The sequence below is a fragment of the Pseudomonas sp. NUPR-001 genome (genome assembly GCF_052147955.1).
Lineage (GTDB): Bacteria > Pseudomonadota > Gammaproteobacteria > Pseudomonadales > Pseudomonadaceae > Aquipseudomonas.
Window position 1 is genome coordinate 4,265,729 of the sequence record NZ_CP197353.1, and the last position, 16,470, is coordinate 4,282,198.

Consider the following 16,470-nt stretch of genomic DNA (forward strand, 5'->3'; position numbering starts at 1 on the left):
GCGAAAGATCGGGCGGCATTATACATGTGATGTCCTACTGCAAAGAGGGCTATTTCAACAGGTTGCCAGCAGATGACAGGCGAAATTAACAACCTTGGCGCGCAGATGCCGACGCCCAGCCAATTGCGTTCCGCGATGACCGGCGAACTGTTGCGCCTGCTGCAACCGCAACCTGGCCTGCTGGCCCCCGGAGAAGTGGCCAAGGCCGAAGTGCTGACCCTGCGCCAGGTCGGCCAGGATTTCCTCATGCTGCTCAGGCTGACCCAGGAAAACGGCAAGCAGATCAACGTGCAGACCAGCAGCAACCAGCCGCTGGCGCAAGGCAGCCAACTGGCCGTCAGCCAGAGCAGTAACGCCAACCTGACCATCACCGTGCAGCAGGCGATTGCCCGTAACGTCGCCAGCCTGACGCAGATCGACACCCGGCAAATGCCGGTGGGCAGCCTGCTGCAGGGCAAGGTCCTGACCAGCCAGGCACTGCCGCAGACCGTCGGGCAACTGGCGCAGTTCCGCTCATTGGTCAGCCTGCTCAGCGGCCCGCAGGCGGGTGCCACGTTGACCATCGACAGCCCGCGCCCATTGCCGGTGGGCAGCCTGCTCAGCGCCCGGGTTCAAGGCGACCAGGCGCTGACCTTTGTGCCCTTGAGCGGACGCCATGAGCAATTGGCAATCGCCCAGCAGTTGAGCAGCCAACAGAGCCGCCAGGCGTCGTTGCAAGGCTTGCTCAGCAGCCTGCAACAACTGCGCGATGCCAACAACGCGCCCGACGAACTGCGCAACAGCGTCGACAAGCTGCTCGCCAGCCTGCCGGATGCACGCCAGCTCAGCGATCCCAAAGGCCTGGCCCAAGCGGTGCAAAACAGCGGCGTGTTCCTTGAAGCCAAGCTGCTCGCAGGTTTCCCCGCCCACCTCGCCCCCGACCTCAAGGCTCAGGTGATCCGCCTGGTGGCCCAGCTATTACCGGCAACGCCCGGCAGCGCACCGATGAACCCGGCCAGCACCGCCAGCACCCTGGTGCAGGTGATGCCCGGCATGGTCCGCACCGCCCTGGGCATGCTCGGCCAGGTCAGCCCGCGCCCGCACCCCAGCGGCTTTCCCCTGCCCTCGCGGTTGTTGCAAAGCGCCGAAGGCGAAGGCGACCTGGAACATCTGTTGCGTCTGGCCGCAGCGGCCATTTCACGCCTGCAGAGCCATCAGCTGGCAAGCCTGGAGCAAACCGGCAGCACCGCCGATGGCAACCTGCAAACCACCTGGCAGCTGGAAATCCCCGTGCGTAATGGCCAGGACTTCATGCCGCTGCAGGTCAAATTGCAACGTGAGGAAACCCCGGAGCAACAAGCCGACCCGGAGCGTGAACGGCGCGACCCACTGGAAATGCTCTGGCGTATCGAACTGTCGTTCGACCTGCACCCGCTCGGGCCACTGCAGGTTCAGGCGCAGATCAGCCAGGGCGCGTTGAGCAGCCAGCTATGGGCAGAACTGCCCGCAACCGCACACTTGATCGACAGCCAGCTCGGTGCCTTACGCACCCGTTTGCAGGCGCGTGGCCTGAACGTCACCGAACTGTATTGCCACCAGGGCACACCACCGCAGGGGCCGCGAACGCGCCTGGAACAGCGCTGGGTGGATGAAACCGCATGAAGACCGACGGTAGGAGCGGGCTTGCCCCGCGAATCGCTGTAACAGGTTCAACGCTATCGCGGGGCAAGCCCGCGCCTACAGGACGCTAACGGCATGACCGAGAAAAACCCACGCCAGGCCATTGCCCTGAGCTACGACGGCCAGCAAGCGCCCACCCTGACCGCCAAGGGCGACGATGCGCTGGCTGAGGCAATTCTGGCCATCGCCCGCGAACACGAAGTACCGATCTACGAAAACGCCGAATTGGTGCGCCTGCTGGCACGCATGGAACTGGGCGACCAGATCCCCGAAGCGCTGTACCTGACCATCGCCGAAATCATCGCCTTCGCCTGGCAACTTCGCGGCAAGGTACCGGCAGGCTTTGTCGACGCTACCAATGAGCAACGTGACATCACCCCAGCGCCACGCTATTTGCCAAGCGCAGAATGAGTACATAGTTAACGCAGGACACTGGCACCCCAGGTGTCAACTTGGCCTTCCGACACATCACCGAAGGTCATGATCATGCCCACCCCTACCGTCAACGAGGCTGGCATTCAGTTCGCCCGTCAACACCTCAGTTTCTTTCCTCGCCCAGACCGCGCGGCCAGCGAAGCCATTCGCAAATGGGCCAGTGACCAAGGGGTAAAACTCGACCCCGACAAGACCGATGTCGTCACCTTCCATTACCAACTCGCCGAAGACTTGAGCTGGCGCGGCATCATCACCGGCAAAACCACGCTGACCGAAGCGGTGATGTCCAACTGGCAAGGTGAATCCAACAACAATCTCGTCGGCAACCTGATAGGCGAGCCGTGGGCAGGGCATCTGCCGGGCACGATTCAGGTGGTCGATAGCTTGCGACCGCTGTCCTGGAATCAGCCTGGCACCAACCACAGCGTATTCAACGGCGTATTCCGGCGGACCGAGCCACAAGTGTATGGCCCACAGACCTTACTGAATCTACCTGCGCAAGACCTGCAGGCGTTCATCTGGTCACTGGATTTTCACACAACCTACAAGACGCAACTCGATCACTACTGGACCCATGCCAAGACCAGTCATACCACCTTGGCCAAAATGGCTTTCATCGCGACCTGCAATAAGCAAGTAAGCGAAGGCAGTCTGGATGACAACGGTCGCCAACTGGCCTGGCAAGCGGCTGGGCTAATGCCGCGGTCGCCGACTTTTCGTATGCGTGCACTGAACATCTATGGCTACAGCGCCACCGACCTGATCTACCTGTACGACAAACAGTCGCCACGCGCTGTGCTTTACATTCCTGGCAATAGCTCGGCACTGCACACCTTCGCCAACGAACGGGCGATGAAACTGTGGATCGCCAAACTGTGTCAGACCAAGGACACCCGCGAAGCTCTGGGATCGCATTTCGCCCTCGCCGATATGCCCGACGGCCTGGACTTCAGTGGCCTGCACACGGCACTTGCGGGCTTGGGCGTGTACCCGGCGGTGTACCACCTGCCCCCCGATCATCCTGGTTTCACCAATGATGGCACCTGGGCACCTCGTGACTACGTCAACTATCGCCCCGACACGTACAACCCGGCCATTAACGGCGATCTGTTCCAGGCGCTGACAGAGCGCCAGCGCTTGCGCAGCTACCAGGACGCCGACACCTTGATCACCACCAATGCGCAGGTCATCAAGTCACGCTGGCGGGGCTATCTGAATTGCGCCCTGAACCTGCTCGGGCCGCTGGCTATCGTCCTTCCGGAGCTTGCCCCATTGTTTGCGCTGGGCGGTATCGCGCAATTCGGCCTGGGGCTGGATGCGGCGATCAACGGCCACAACCAGGACGACAAGGCCCAAGGCGTCAGCGAAATCACCTTTGGCTTGCTCAACGCCCTGCCGCTGGTTCATGCCGGGGTGAGCAAGGCGCCGGCACTGTTTCGCTTCAAGTACGACGGTTTTGTCATGCCTCGCGAGGTCAACGGCCGCTGGGGTTACCCGTTGAGCCCTGTCGACCCTCCGCACTTACCTGCCGAAGCAGCGCTGGAGTACTTCCACCTGCCAGCTCCCGTGCAACCGTTGGCTGGCGCCGATCAGGCGGTCAGCGCGGCGGTCGAACGCACACCCAGCTTTTCCAACCTGCCCGATACCTTGAAAGGCTACATCGCCGATCAACCTACCGAACTGGTCTATGACATCGAAGCAGATGCCTTTATCAAAAAAAGCGACCTGAACGCCGTCGATGCTCCCCGTTACATCGCCAGCACCGAAAGCAAGAACCTCGCCCCAGTCCCTGAAGGCCGGCTTGTGGAGGATCAAATGCGTATGTCCAGTCTGCGCGCATTGGGGGTGGACATCACATTGCCGATCAAGCTGCCAAGCAGGCCGCCGTTCGAACCGTTGATACCCATCCCGAAAATCATCAGTTGCATCTGGGTCGGAGACAAACTCATCAGCAACAGTCTGCTGACGAACCTGGCAAACAATATGAAGCGGCTATCAGGAAGCGGTTACTGGATCCAGCTGTTCCTGTCCAACGCCTCGCGGGAGATCTACATTCAAAACTTGGGGCGACTGTCCGCGAAGGTACCGGGCTTACTGGCATTTCCCTTGGAGGAGCACCCGTTCTATATCCGCTTCAAAGAGACTGCCAACTACCCACAATACCAGGCTGCGCTTGGCGGCGCGGCCCCGAACTTCGCCTCGGCGGCCGATGTACTGCGTTACCCTCTGCTAGACCATGAAGGTGGCATCTACATGGACATCGACGACAAAATCCTCACCGAGGGCGAATACCCCTACAGCGTCGAAGGCATTGGTTTCGGAACGCCTGCCAGCTCGCTGGAAAAACTCAACTTGTCGACCACACCCGATGGTTTGCTGCTCTATCCACCGATTGCCAACGAGAAGATGAACATCAACTGCGCCTACAACAACAGCATTATTGCCAGCCACCCCAATAATCCGACGCTCAAGGCGATCAGTGCCGAGATGCACACCCGCTTTCAGGCCGATCCCACGTTCTACGACAGCAAGCCGGACGAACGGATCGACCCTGAAGGTTTTGCCAAGTACGCCAACAATTTGAGCCGCATGACCGGCCCGACATTGCTCACCGATGTCACCGATAAAGCCCTGCCCGATCTGCACACGCTGCGGCACCTGATCAACCTGAACAAACTGCCGACCATCAACAGCTATGGGCTTTATGATCGCTTCGCGATGGAAACCGCACAGCAGCAATTTCTGCCATTCAACCAACTCATCAAAATTGGCCAAAACAATGCCTGGGCCTGAAACCAGATGAGCAGCGCCTGATGCCCCAGCGGCGCTGGACCGCGCGATTCACACGGTAGCCCTCGGTAAGAGGGCTACCGGATAGAAGTCAGCACTCAAGCGTTATCTACCGCCTGACAGCGTGGCGGCCAGTCAATTCTATGACTTCCATAGACGACGGAGCCCAACATGCACATTCCTCACCTCAATACAGCCGGCGTGCAGTACGTACGTAACCATCTCGCCACACTGCCTCGGCCTGATCGCAAAGCCAAGCAAGTCATTGCCGACTGGCTGGTATCACAAGGCGTGAACCAAGACCCTGATCAGATCGATGTCGTTACGCTGCACCTCCATCCGCAGGCGCCAACAGGTTACCAGGCACAGGTCGTACAGCGCCTGAGCCTGACACAAGCGGTGATAACAAACTGGCAAGGCGAGTCCAGCAGCGACGTGTTCGGCGGGCTTTTCAAACGCCCTTGGGCGGGTACGCTTCCCGACAACGGCCCGATTACCATTGTCGACCAACTGCCCACACCACCCTTTTACGATAACAGCACGCGCTATCTCGTATTCAACGGCTTGTTCAAGCGCACTGAGCCCGCCCTTTACGACCATTCGACGCTGATCAACATCCGTGCCGAAGCATTGCAAAGCCACATTGAGTCGCTGGACTTCCACACGCTTTACAAGGCGTCGCTCGACACCTACTGGAGCGAGCAGCTGACGAGCTACCGCCAGTGCTGCAAACTCAACTTCATCGCCGCCTGCAACAAGCAGGCCGCCGAAGGCAGCCTCGGCGACGCCGCGCGCAAACTGGCCTGGCGAGCAGCTGGACTGATTCCCCGGGGCAAAGGGCTACGCCTGAGCACCTTGAGCATCTATGGTTATGCGGCCACCGACCTGCTGTACATCAACGACGCCAGCAGCGACCTTACGCTGCTCTACGCACCGGGCAACAGCTCGCCACTGCTGGAGTTCGCCAGTGAAAACCTGCTCAAAGACTGGATCGCTGAGCAGTGCAAGGATGCCGCCAAACGCAAGGCGCTGAAACAACACTTTCGCTTGGCCGACGGCCCCCAAGGCATCGAATTCAGCGGCCTGGATACCGCCCTGGAGGGCTTGGGTGAATACCCCAAAAGCCACAGGCTGCCCCCGGAACATGGCTTCTTCAATGATGACGGCCGTTGGCCACCGCGCACCTATGTGAACTACCGACCCGGCAAATACAACCCGAAAATCACCGGTGACCTGTTCCTGGCATTGGCACAGCGTCAGCGTCAACGGTGCTACGACGATGCTGACTTCCTCATCACCAGCAACGCTGAGGTGACCAAGTCCAGGTGGGTCGGTTACCTGAACACCACCTTGAATATTGTCGCCCCCCTGACCTTCGTCGTGCCTGGGCTGGCACCGTTGCTGGCGTTGGGCGGGATTGCTCAGATGGGCCTTGGCCTGGACCAGGCGATCAATGGCAAAACGCTCAAAGCCAAGGAGGAAGGCGTCGGTAACCTGGTCTGGGGACTGCTCAATGCTGCGCCCGCCGCCGCACACGCCGTGTCGCGGGGTGCAAAGCTGTTCACGTTCAAATCTGCCCGCTTTGTAAGCCCCAGCCGGGTCAATGAACAGTGGGGCTACCCACTGAGCCCGATCAATCCTCCGCGCCTGCCGGAGCTGGATGTCGCGCCGTACTTCGACGCTGCAGCGGCACCCGCAGTGGAGCTCCCGGAAACAGAGCACTTTCCGGTCGAACGCACGGTGGATTGGGAGAAAAAGTCGCAGTCCATAACAGGGAAATTTGCCAAAGGGGGTTACCTGGTAGAGCTCGACCTGATCTACGACATCGAGCTTGACCTGTTTGTCGAAACAAGCGATCTCAACAGCCTGGAACCCAAGACCTATGAAGCCCGTCAGGGCGATATATTGATGCGTCGCGTACAGCCCGGCACGCGCCCGGTGACCGACGAAATGCGCATGGCTACGCTGCGCAGGCTTGGCGTTGACCTGCAGTTACCTGTGCAGGTCCCCAACCTGCCGGCCGATGTTCGTCCGATTCCCAAGCGTATTTCATCGTTATGGATCGGCGACAAACCGATCCCGCCAGAACTGCTGGAGAACCTCGCCAGGAACACGAACCGGCTGACCGATACGCAGTACCAGTACCGCTTATTCCTGTCCAATGCCCACCCGCACATCTATGAGCAAAACCTTCGGCAATTGGCCGAAAAAGCCCCCAACCTGAAGGTAGAAACGCTGGAGCAGCAGCCTTTTTTCAGCACATTCAAAGACAGTAAGTTCTATGCGCAGTATCAGGATGCACTCGACGGCAATGGCGGCGTCGCCACCAACTACAGCTCGGCCTCGGACGTTTTGCGTTATCCCTTGCTGAGCGCCGAAGGTGGCCTGTACATGGACGTCGATGACGAGCTGCTTCAAGCAGGGGAGCAATACCCAGGTTGCGTAGGCTTCGGCCCATGCACTGCGCAAGCACTCGACACTGTCGAACTGGCCACCACCAACGAAGGGCTGCTGTTCCACCCCCCAGTGAGCAACCAGTTACTCGACATGGAGCACGAATTCAATACCAGCTTGATTGGCAGCCACCCGGGCAACCCGACCCTGGATGCCATTAGCGAGAAAATCCATGAGCGCTACCAGCAAGACCCTGAGTTCTATCAATCCAGACCAGACCGCGAACAAGACCCGGCGGCCTTCCACGACTACACGCGGCGCCTGAGCAAACTGACGGGCCCCGGGATGCTCAATGACGCAATCGATCAGACGCTACCGCAGCTGAGCCAGATGCGCCAACTTGAACGACTGTTCAAACTGCCGCTGATCAATGGCCGTACGTTCGTCGACCTCGACCGCTGGATCTTGGCTCAACAGGAACTGATGCCGCTGAATCGGATCGCGCGCATCGGTGGCGCGCAATCCTGGACCACGCACTGAGCGAGGAAGGCCGACCAGCAACACGCATGGGCTTTATGGTCGCCTCGCGCTCGAAGCACTATGCCTGGACATAGATAACTGAAAGCGACGCCAGGCCTTGTCATCCCCACTGTAGCCTTCCGTAAGAGGGCTACTTGACCCAGCCCGCTCACCTCAAGCTTTATCTACCGCCTTACAGCTCACTGGTCAGCCGAATCTGTGACACTCACAGACAACGGAGCCCGACATGCACATTCCCCACCTCAATACTGCCGGCGTGCAGTACGTACGCGACCACCTCGCCAACCTTCCGCAGCCTGATCGCGAAGCCGAGCGCGTGATTAAAAGCTGGCTTTCATCACAAGGCGTGAACCTCGACCCCGATCAGATCGAGGTCGTCACCTTGCATCTCCATCCGCAGGTTCCAGCACACTATCAGGCCCTTGTGGTGCAGCGCCAAAGCCTGACGCAAGCGGTTGTGAGCAATTGGCAAGGCGAATCCAGCAGCGACGTGTTCGGCGGGATTTTCAAACGGCCTTGGGCGGGTACGCTGCCCAATGACGGGCCGATCACTATCGTCGACACAGTGCCGACACCGCCGGTTTACGATAACAGCGTGCGCTATCAGGTGTTCAACGGCCTGTTCAAACGCACTGAACCGGCCCTTTACGATCATTCGACGCTGCTCGCCATCCGCGCCGAAGCACTGCAAGCGCATATTGAGGCGCTGGACTTCCACACCCTGTACAAGGCGTCGCTCGACACTTACTGGCGCAACCACCTGTCCAGCTACCGCCTGTGCTGCAAACTCAACTTCATCGCTGCGTGCAACAAGCAGGCCGCCGAAGGCAGCCTGAGCGACGCTGCGCGTGAACTGGCCTGGCGAGCCGCCCAGATGATTCCCCGCAGTGCGGGTCTACGTATGAGCACCTTGAACATCTATGGTTATGCGGCCGCCGACTTGCTGTACATCAACGACAAAAGCAGCGGCCTTACCTTGCTCTATGCACCGGGCAACAGCTCACCACTGCTGGAATTCGCCAGTGAAGACCTGCTCAAGGACTGGGTCGGCAAGCAGTGCAAGGAGGCCGCCACACGCAACGCGCAAAACAGCACTTTCGCTTGGCCGACGGCCCCCAGGGTCCGGATTTCAGCGGCCTGGATACCGCCCTGGAAGCCCTCGGTGAGTACCCCAAAAGCCACAGGCTGCCCCCGGAGCATGGCTTCTTCAATAATGACGGTGTCTGGCCACCGCGCACTTACGTGAACTATCGGCCAGACAAATACAACCGCAGAATCACTGGCGACCTGTTCCTCGCGTTGGCAAAGCGCCAGCGTCAACGTTGCTATGATGACGCTGATTTCCTCATCACCAGCGACGCTGAGCTCACCGAAGCCAGGTGGGCCGGCTACCTGAACACCACCCTGAATATCATCGCCCCGCTGACACTTGTCATACCCGGGCTGGCACCGCTGCTGGCGCTGGGCGGGATTGCACAGATCGGCGTTGGCCTGGACCAGGCTATCAATGGCAAAACCTTGAAGAACAAGCAGGAAGGTATCGCCAACCTGGCTTGGGGGCTGCTCAATGCTGCGCCGGGCATCGGCCATGCAGCGTCGCGCGGGACCAAGCTATTCAGTTTCAAATCCAGCAGATTCGTCAGCCCAAGCCGGGTCAACGAACGCTGGGGCTATCCGCTAACCCCCATTACTCCACCGCACCTGCAGGAACTGGATGTTGCGCCGTACTTCGACGCTGCAGGCGCCTCTGCAGAGGCACGTCCTGAGGCGCAGCTGTTTCCGGTCGAGCTCTCAGTCGATTGGAAAAACCATACACATGGCATCACAGGTAATTTTTCAAGTAAGGGTTATCTGGTAGAACTTGACCTCGCCTATGACATCGAACACGACCTGTTCATCGAGACAAGCGATGTGAACAGCGTTAGCCCCAAGACCTATGAAGCCAGCCCGGGAGAAGTCGTGTTGCGCCATGTGCAGCCCGGTACACGTCAGGTGACCAACGAGATGCGCATGGCCACGCTGCGCAAGCTTGGCGTTGACCTGCAGTTGCCCGTACAGATCCCCATACCACCGGCCGATGTTCGTCCGATTCCCCGGCACATTTCATCGTTGTGGATCGGCGACAAGCCGATCCCGCCGGAGCTGCTGGACAACCTCTCTCAAAACGCCAGCCGTTTGGCCGACAGTCAGTATCAGTACCGCTTGTTTCTCTCCAATGCCCACCCGCAAATCTATGAACAGAACCTTCGGCAATTGGCCGAGAAAGCCCCTCTTTTGAAGGTGGAAACACTGGAGCAGCAGCCTTTTTTCAATACCTTCAAAGACAGCAAATACTTCAAGCAGTATCAGGACGCACTCGATGGTAATGGTGGCGTTGCCACCAACTACAGTTCGGCCTCCGACATTCTGCGCTATCCAATGCTCAACGCTGAAGGTGGCCTGTACATGGATGTTGATGACGAACTGCTCCAGGCAGGTGAGCAGCTTTCTGCGGGGGTGGGAGCGGGCGTGGCTGAAACACTCGACGCTGTCGGGCTGGCCACCAGCGACAACGGCCTGCTGCTACATTCGCCGGTCAGCAATCAAATGCTCGATATGCAGCTTCAATTCAATACCAGCCTGATCGGCAGCCACCCTGGCAACCCGACACTGGAGGCGATGTCCGAGGAAATGCATCAACGCTACCTGGCCGACCCTGATTTCTACCAGGCCAGACCCGATCGCGTGAAAGATCCTGCAGCCTTCTTTGACTACACACGCAGACTGAGCAAACTGACGGGGCCAGCGATGCTCAACGACGTGATCGACAAAACGCTACCGCACCTGAGCCAGATGCGCAGACTTGAAAAGCTGTTCAGCCTACCCGTCATCAATGGCCGTTTACACGCCGACATCGAACGCTGGATAGAGGTTGGACGCGAGCTGACCCCCCTTGGCCGGATCGCCCGCATCGGCGGCACACAATCCTGGGCTACGCACTGAACAAAAATAGGTTCTACACAGGTTGTCGGGCAAGGGTTGGCTTTGAGGGCGGTGGGAGCGGGCTTGCCCCGCGATGTGCTGTATCGCGCGAGATCGCGGGGCACGCCCGCTCCTACCTCGACTTCAGGTAGCTGAGGGAGGTATTCGGGCCAATTGGATAAGCTCGCAGCCTGCAAAGCCAACGCCAATCCTGCCCCGGAAATCCGTGAAGAAGCCAAAAAAGGCGACCTCCGGGTCGCCTTCTTGGTTCACTCCGAGCGGTGCACCTTGCTCATCAACTCCGCCTCGGCCTGGGTCAGGCCGCAGGTCTGGGTCAATTCATCGACGCTGGCACCCATTCCCACCAGGCGTGCCGCCTGGGCGAACGACAGGCTGTTGGGGTCACGCTGCTCCAGTTGCAGAAGCTTGTCTGGCAACGGCGCGACCGTGGCACGCAGTTCATGCAGTGCTTCACCCATGCGCACAGTGCCGTTCTGGTAGTCATCCAGGCGTTTGCCCAGGTCTTTGATACGCTGGTCACGCACCGCATCAGCCTGGGCTTGCTGGGCAGCCAGCTCGCGCTGACGCTTGCTGTAGTTCAGGAAGAACCACAGGCTCAGCGCCCAGAGCAGCGCCAGAAATATGACTGCAACCTCGAAGATCAACTCAGATGTTCTCCAGCTCAGACCATTCTTCTTCGGTCATCATCTTGTCCAGCTCGACCAGAATCAGCAGTTCGTTGTTCTTGTTGCACACGCCCTGGATGAACTTGGCCGACTCTTCGTTGCCAACATTCGACGCGGTTTCGATTTCCGACTGACGCAGGTACACCACTTCGGCCACGCTATCGACCAGGATACCGACCACTTGCTTGTCGGCCTCGATGATGACGATACGGCTGTTGTCAGTGATCTCGCTGGACATCAGGCCAAAACGCTGACGGGTGTCGATCACGGTGACCACGTTGCCACGCAGGTTGATAATGCCCAGCACGTAGCTTGGCGCACCCGGGACCGGGGCGATCTCGGTATAGCGCAGCACTTCCTGCACCTGCATGACATTGATGCCGTAGGACTCATTGTCCAGTTTGAAGGTTACCCACTGCAGGATCGGATCTTCGGAACCTTGCGCAGACGACTTTTTCATTCCCCTATCCCTCAAAAACCGCCTTCGGCGGCGTGCTCTGTGCGATCGCAGTTGCGACCGATTATTTTTGGCTGACGTGCAGTTGCTTGACGGCGCCGCTGGCGATCAACTCGGCCAGCTCGGCAACGTCGAGCAACGCGCACATGTGTTCGATGACCGTGCCAGCCAGCCAGGGTCGCTGGCCACGCTGGCTTCGCCATTTGATCTCGTTGGGGTCCAGGCGCAGCGATCGGCTGACCTGATGCACCGCCAGCCCCCATTCATAACCCTGCACCGAAATCACGTACTGCAGGCCCTGACGGAAATCGTCGCGGTAGCGGTCGGGCATGACCCAACGCGCGGTATCCAGCACTTTCAGGTTGCCGCTCTGGCTCGGCAGGATGCCCAGAAACCAGTCGGGCTGGCCGAACAGCGGTGTCAGCTCATGACCGGCCAGTGAATAGATCGAACCCAGGCATACCAGTGGCACCGCGAGGGTCAGACCGGCGACGTCGAACAGCAAACATTCAAACGGCTCGGCCGCCCAGGCCGGGCGCCCGTCAACGGTTTGCGGCGGCTGATTGGCGGCTGGCGGCAGGTGTACCTGTACCAGAGGCTCAATCGGTTCTGGCGACTCGGCCAGCACCTCAATGGTGGCAGGTTCAGGTTCAGGTTCGGGCTCAGGCAGGCGCACCGGCAGGATCGCGGGCAACACCACAGGCGCAGGCTCGGCGAACGGCAATGGCGCTAGCGCCACCACGACCGGCCGTTGCGTCTGGGCGACCTGGGCATCACGGGCCTGCTCCTCGAGCACGGCAGCCTGAAAGTCATCGATCTCGACCGTCGGCTCAGCCAGCTCGACGTCTTCTGTGGCCTCGTGCAGCAAGCCATCGAGGTACGACTGCAGCGCCAGTTGCGGGCCGGAGGCAAGCGTGTGCGGACGGTTCATCAGGCCACCTGCTGGGCAAGGTTGTGCGACAGCAGGTGCTTGAGCAGCGCCCGGTAGGCGACTACACCGCGGCTCTTGCCATCGAACTGCGACGGCGTCAGGCCCGCCCGGCTGGCATCGCGCAAGCGCGTATCAACCGGGATATAGCCTTGCCAGATGTTCTCTGGGTAAGCATCGCGCAGCACCCGCAAGGTGCCCATGGAGGCCTGGGTGCGGCGGTCGAACAGGGTCGGCACGATGTGGTAAGGCAGCGCCTGCTTGCGCGAGCGGTTGACCATCGCCAGGGTACTGACCATGCGCTCCAGGCCCTTGACCGCCAGGTATTCGGTTTGCACCGGAATCACCAACTGCTGGCTGGCCGCCAGGGCGTTGACCATCAGCACACCGAGCAAGGGCGGGCTGTCGATGATGGCGTAGTCGAAATCCTGCCACAGCTGCGCCAGAGACTTGGCGATCACCAGGCCCAGCCCGCTTTGCCCGGGTGACTGGCGTTCAAGCACCGCCAACGCCGTGCTCGAAGGCAACAGCGAGATGTTTTCATCACTGGTGGGCAGCAGCAGCTGACCGGGCAGGCCTTCCGGCACCGCGCCTTTGTGCAGAAACAGGTCGTAGCTGCTGTGTTCCAGGGTGTCCGGATTGTGCCCGAAGTAGCTGGTCATCGAGCCGTGCGGGTCAAGGTCAACCACAACCACGCGCTTGCCCGCTTCGGCCAGCAAACCGGCCAGGGCGATGGATGTGGTGGTCTTACCGACGCCACCTTTTTGATTGGCTACTGCCCAGACTCTCATTACGTTGCTTCCTCCCGGTATGACAACCTGCCCCACCGGGAACGGTTATAGGGTCGGTGACGGAGGATTGACGCGATTGCCCCCCACCGTCGGTGATACCGCTGGCGGTGCAGTTTGTGTGCCAGCCCGCTGCATTGCCGCATCCGGCGTGGCATTGGCACTGCCGGTACCGGTCAGGCTGCGGCGCACTTCCAGGTTACGGGAAATCACCAGCACCACCCGCCGGTTGCGTGCGCGGCCCTCTGCGCTGGCGTTGCTGGCAATCGGCTGGAACTCGCCGTAGCCAACCGAGGCCATGCGCGCCGGGTTGACCCCTTGCATGGCCAGCAGGCGGACGATGCTGGCGGCACGCGCCGAAGACAGCTCCCAGTTGGTCGGGTACTGCGCCGTGCGGATCGGCAAGTCATCGGTAAAGCCTTCGACGTGTACCGGGTTGGCGAAGGGCTTGAGAATGTTGGCGACCTTTTCGATGATGTTGAACGCCACATCGCTGGGCATCGCATCACCACTGCCAAACAGCAGCGCGGAGTTGAGCTCGATTTCAACCCACAGCTCGTTGCCACGCACCGTCATCTGGTCAGATTTGATCAGGTCGCCAAAGGCATCGCGCACATCATCGGTGATGGTTTTCAGCGGGTCACTGCTGGTTTGCGCCAGCCCCGCATCGACCTGATCGCTGTCTTTGATCAGCGGCTCGGCCGGTTTGACGGTCAGTGGCCGTTCTTCACCGATGGGGATCGGCCGCATGCTTTTCTCAGGGTCGTTGAACACCCCGATCAGGGCCTGGGAGAGGATCTTGTACTTGCCCTCATTGATCGAGGAAATCGAGTACATGACCACGAAAAAGGCGAACAGCAAGGTGATGAAGTCGGCGTAGGACACCAGCCAGCGTTCGTGGTTTTCGTGTTCCTCGGGTTGTCGACGGCGGGCCATGTATTACTCCATGAAGCCCTGAAGCTTCAGCTCGATCGAGCGTGGGTTCTCACCTTCGGCAATCGACAGCAGCCCTTCCAGGAGCATTTCCCGGTAACGCGACTGACGCATGGCCAGCGCCTTGAGCTTGTTGGCAATCGGCAGCAGGATCAGGTTGGCACTGGCCACACCGTAGATGGTGGCCACGAATGCCACGGCGATACCGTTGCCCAGCTGCGAAGGATCGGCGAGGTTGCCCATGACATGAATCAGGCCCATGACCGCACCGATGATGCCGATGGTCGGGGCATAGCCGCCCATGCACTCGAACACCTTGGCCGCCTGGATGTCACGGCCTTCCTGGGTGTAGAAATCCACTTCCAGAATGCTGCGAATGGCTTCCGGCTCGGCACCATCAACCAGCAGTTGCAGGCCTTTGCGGGCGTAAGGGTCCGGCTCGGCATCAGCGACACCTTCCAGGCCCAGCAAGCCTTCCTTGCGCGCCGTCAGGCTCCAGTTGACCACCCGATCGATACCGCCAGCGAGGTCGATGCGCGGCGGAAAGATGATCCAGCGGACAATCTGCAAGGCACGCTTGAAGGCGCTCATCGGCGACTGCAGCAACGCCGCCGCCAGGGTACCGCCCAGTACGATCAAGGCCGCCGGGCCGTTGATCAGTGCCGACAGGTGACCACCCTCAAGGTAGTTGCCGCCGACAATCGCGACAAACGCCAGGATGATGCCGATTAAGCTCAAAACATCCATCAGACGCACGCCTCAACCAGGTGCTTGCCGATTTCATCGAGGCTGTACACCGCATCGGCAAGGTTGGCTTTGACGATCGCCATCGGCATGCCATAGATCACGCAACTGGCTTCATCCTGAGCCCACACCGTGCTGCCGCCCTGCTTGAGCAGGCGTGCGCCTTCACGGCCGTCGGCGCCCATGCCGGTCAGCACCACCGAGAGCACCTTGTCGCCATAGGACTTGGCCGCCGAGCCGAAGGTGATATCCACACACGGCTTGTAATTCAAACGCTCGTCGCCCGGCAGAATCTTCACCGCACCGCGACCATCAATCATCATCTGCTTGCCACCCGGGGCCAGCAGCGCCAGACCAGGACGCAGCATGTCACCGTCTTCGGCCTCTTTGACGCGGATCTTGCACAGCTTGTCCAAACGCTCGGCAAAGGCCTTGGTGAACGCCGCCGGCATATGCTGAATCAGCACGATAGGTGCCGGAAAACTGGCAGGCAGTTGCGTCAGCACCCGCTGCAGCGCCACCGGGCCGCCGGTCGAGGTGCCAATGGCCACCAGTTTGTAAGGCTTGCGCTTGGGCGCTGGCGAACTGGCCACAGCTGCCGCGCGAACCGGCGCTGCCGCACGAGGTGCAGCGCTGCTGCCCAGGCTACTGACGCTTGGCTGAGCCGCCGCTGCCGGTTGCGGCGCAGGGGCGGCATAGCTGCCCAGACGGCGGTTACTGCGCGAAATGGTATGCACCTTTTCGCACAGCATTTGTTTGACCTTCTCCGGATTGCGCGAGATGTCTTCGAAGTTTTTCGGCAGGTAATCGACCGCACCGGCATCCAGGGCGTCGAGGGTCACCCGCGCGCCTTCATGGGTCAGCGAGGAGAACATCAACACCGGGGTCGGGCAGCGCTGCATGATGTGACGTACAGCGGTGATGCCATCCATCATGGGCATTTCGTAGTCCATGGTGATGACATCGGGCTTGAGCGACAGTGCCTGGTCGATCGCTTCCTTGCCGTTGGTCGCGGTACCGACGACCTGAATAGTCGGGTCCGCTGAAAGAATTTCCGAGACACGGCGGCGGAAGAAACCGGAATCATCCACCACCAGGACCTTGACTGCCATAAACACTCCATTAGGGGGCGCGGCGTGCAAGCCGCGCCACCAG

11 protein-coding genes and 1 pseudogene are annotated in these 16,470 nt (G+C 60.1%); 5 read left to right on the forward strand and 7 right to left on the reverse strand.

The window, feature by feature from the left end; all coding sequences use genetic code 11:
* The first annotated feature begins 72 nt into the window (after positions 1-72).
* The 5 genes and pseudogenes from fliK to ACP6KB_RS19450 all read left to right on the forward strand — a co-directional run bounded on the left by fliK (position 73) and on the right by ACP6KB_RS19450 (position 10,800).
* Complete coding sequence (fliK, locus tag ACP6KB_RS19430; RefSeq protein ID WP_442108929.1) at positions 73-1,641, forward strand: flagellar hook-length control protein FliK; 1,569 nt, start codon at positions 73-75, stop codon at positions 1,639-1,641.
* Between the two features lie 93 nt (positions 1,642-1,734).
* Positions 1,735-2,070: an EscU/YscU/HrcU family type III secretion system export apparatus switch protein gene (locus ACP6KB_RS19435; protein ID WP_442108930.1), complete on the forward strand. Its 336-nt coding sequence runs from the start codon at positions 1,735-1,737 to the stop codon at positions 2,068-2,070.
* A 75-nt stretch (positions 2,071-2,145) separates the two neighbouring features.
* On the forward strand, positions 2,146-4,887 hold the full coding sequence (locus ACP6KB_RS19440; protein ID WP_442108931.1) for a dermonecrotic toxin domain-containing protein: 2,742 nt from the start codon (positions 2,146-2,148) through the stop codon (positions 4,885-4,887).
* A gap of 168 nt (positions 4,888-5,055) precedes the next feature.
* Positions 5,056-7,818 (forward strand): dermonecrotic toxin domain-containing protein, encoded by a 2,763-nt coding sequence (locus ACP6KB_RS19445; protein WP_442108932.1) that lies wholly within the window; start codon positions 5,056-5,058, stop codon positions 7,816-7,818.
* Positions 7,819-8,044: 226 nt separating this feature from the next.
* A pseudogene (locus ACP6KB_RS19450) lies at positions 8,045-10,800 on the forward strand (dermonecrotic toxin domain-containing protein).
* Between the two features lie 248 nt (positions 10,801-11,048).
* On the opposite strand, the gene ACP6KB_RS19455 reads toward ACP6KB_RS19450, so the two are convergent.
* The 7 genes from ACP6KB_RS19455 to ACP6KB_RS19485 all read right to left on the reverse strand — a co-directional run bounded on the left by ACP6KB_RS19455 (position 11,049) and on the right by ACP6KB_RS19485 (position 16,427).
* Positions 11,049-11,444 carry a DUF2802 domain-containing protein gene (locus ACP6KB_RS19455; RefSeq protein WP_442108933.1) on the reverse strand — a complete coding sequence of 132 codons (396 nt, stop codon included), beginning with the start codon at positions 11,442-11,444 and terminating at the stop codon, positions 11,049-11,051.
* A 1-nt stretch (position 11,445) separates the two neighbouring features.
* The gene (locus ACP6KB_RS19460) at positions 11,446-11,925 is read right to left on the reverse strand and encodes a chemotaxis protein CheW (protein ID WP_442108934.1); all 480 of its coding nucleotides are present in this window, start codon (positions 11,923-11,925) and stop codon (positions 11,446-11,448) included.
* A 61-nt stretch (positions 11,926-11,986) separates the two neighbouring features.
* A complete protein-coding gene (locus ACP6KB_RS19465; protein WP_442108935.1) occupies positions 11,987-12,853 on the reverse strand; it encodes a CheW domain-containing protein in 867 nt (288 codons plus the stop codon).
* A complete protein-coding gene (locus tag ACP6KB_RS19470; RefSeq protein ID WP_442108936.1) occupies positions 12,853-13,641 on the reverse strand; it encodes a ParA family protein in 789 nt (262 codons plus the stop codon). The genes ACP6KB_RS19465 and ACP6KB_RS19470 overlap by 1 nt, the downstream gene beginning before the upstream one ends.
* A 45-nt stretch (positions 13,642-13,686) precedes the next feature.
* On the reverse strand, positions 13,687-14,574 hold the full coding sequence (gene motD, locus ACP6KB_RS19475; protein ID WP_442108937.1) for a flagellar motor protein MotD: 888 nt from the start codon (positions 14,572-14,574) through the stop codon (positions 13,687-13,689).
* A 3-nt stretch (positions 14,575-14,577) separates the two neighbouring features.
* A complete protein-coding gene (locus tag ACP6KB_RS19480; protein ID WP_442108938.1) occupies positions 14,578-15,318 on the reverse strand; it encodes a flagellar motor protein in 741 nt (246 codons plus the stop codon).
* On the reverse strand, positions 15,318-16,427 hold the full coding sequence (locus tag ACP6KB_RS19485; protein ID WP_442108939.1) for a protein-glutamate methylesterase/protein-glutamine glutaminase: 1,110 nt from the start codon (positions 16,425-16,427) through the stop codon (positions 15,318-15,320). Before ACP6KB_RS19485 ends, ACP6KB_RS19480 begins: the two co-directional genes overlap by 1 nt.
* Positions 16,428-16,470 lie beyond the last annotated feature (43 nt).

What these genes read in the sequence shown, in the direction of transcription:
- motD (WP_442108937.1), bottom strand. Translation starts at nt 14,574, where the DNA reads ATGGCCCGCCGTCGACAACCCGAGGAACACGAAAACCACGAACGCTGG.
- ACP6KB_RS19445 (WP_442108932.1), top strand. Translation starts at nt 5,056, where the DNA reads ATGCACATTCCTCACCTCAATACAGCCGGCGTGCAGTACGTACGTAAC.
- ACP6KB_RS19480 (WP_442108938.1), bottom strand. Translation starts at nt 15,318, where the DNA reads ATGGATGTTTTGAGCTTAATCGGCATCATCCTGGCGTTTGTCGCGATT.
- ACP6KB_RS19470 (WP_442108936.1), bottom strand. Translation starts at nt 13,641, where the DNA reads ATGAGAGTCTGGGCAGTAGCCAATCAAAAAGGTGGCGTCGGTAAGACC.
- ACP6KB_RS19460 (WP_442108934.1), bottom strand. Translation starts at nt 11,925, where the DNA reads ATGAAAAAGTCGTCTGCGCAAGGTTCCGAAGATCCGATCCTGCAGTGG.
- ACP6KB_RS19485 (WP_442108939.1), bottom strand. Translation starts at nt 16,427, where the DNA reads ATGGCAGTCAAGGTCCTGGTGGTGGATGATTCCGGTTTCTTCCGCCGC.
- fliK (WP_442108929.1), top strand. Translation starts at nt 73, where the DNA reads ATGACAGGCGAAATTAACAACCTTGGCGCGCAGATGCCGACGCCCAGC.
- ACP6KB_RS19440 (WP_442108931.1), top strand. Translation starts at nt 2,146, where the DNA reads ATGCCCACCCCTACCGTCAACGAGGCTGGCATTCAGTTCGCCCGTCAA.
- ACP6KB_RS19435 (WP_442108930.1), top strand. Translation starts at nt 1,735, where the DNA reads ATGACCGAGAAAAACCCACGCCAGGCCATTGCCCTGAGCTACGACGGC.
- ACP6KB_RS19465 (WP_442108935.1), bottom strand. Translation starts at nt 12,853, where the DNA reads ATGAACCGTCCGCACACGCTTGCCTCCGGCCCGCAACTGGCGCTGCAG.